This is a genomic window from Pseudoalteromonas sp. SIMBA_162, assembly GCF_046535955.1.
GTDB lineage: Bacteria > Pseudomonadota > Gammaproteobacteria > Enterobacterales > Alteromonadaceae > Pseudoalteromonas > Pseudoalteromonas marina.
Genome location: NZ_JAWJBQ010000209.1, coordinates 1 through 304, shown reverse-complemented (window position 1 = coordinate 304; position 304 = coordinate 1). Strand labels below are relative to the sequence as shown.

At 60.2% G+C, this 304-nt stretch carries 1 protein-coding gene; it reads right to left on the bottom strand.

Translation table 11 applies throughout. The annotated features are described in order from the left end of the window. A partial coding sequence (locus R0J88_RS19400; protein WP_410900784.1) for a hypothetical protein occupies positions 1–255 on the bottom strand: 255 nt, incomplete at its 3' end. Positions 256–304 lie beyond the last annotated feature (49 nt).

The following is a 304-nucleotide window of genomic DNA, read 5'->3' as shown; positions in this document are numbered from 1 at the left end:
CACCCACTGTTGGGCACTGCTTGAGTCGTCTTCCTCTGGCTCCTGCTCTTCGCTCTGGAGGGCGAAGGAGGGGCTGAGTCCGACCGGCTCGGGTGCTGCTGGGTAGCTCTCCAGCTCTTTCTCGATCTCGCGACGGATATCCGCCTTGAGGTGCGGGAAGAGCTTGTCGATCAGCGCTCGCATCTGCTCACGACGCACCACGTCTGGCGCTTCGATCAGCATCAGGCGCTCACTGATGGAGAACTCTTCGGTCAAGCCACGAACGTCATAGGACTCGGGATACTTGACCAGCTGTAAGTCACCG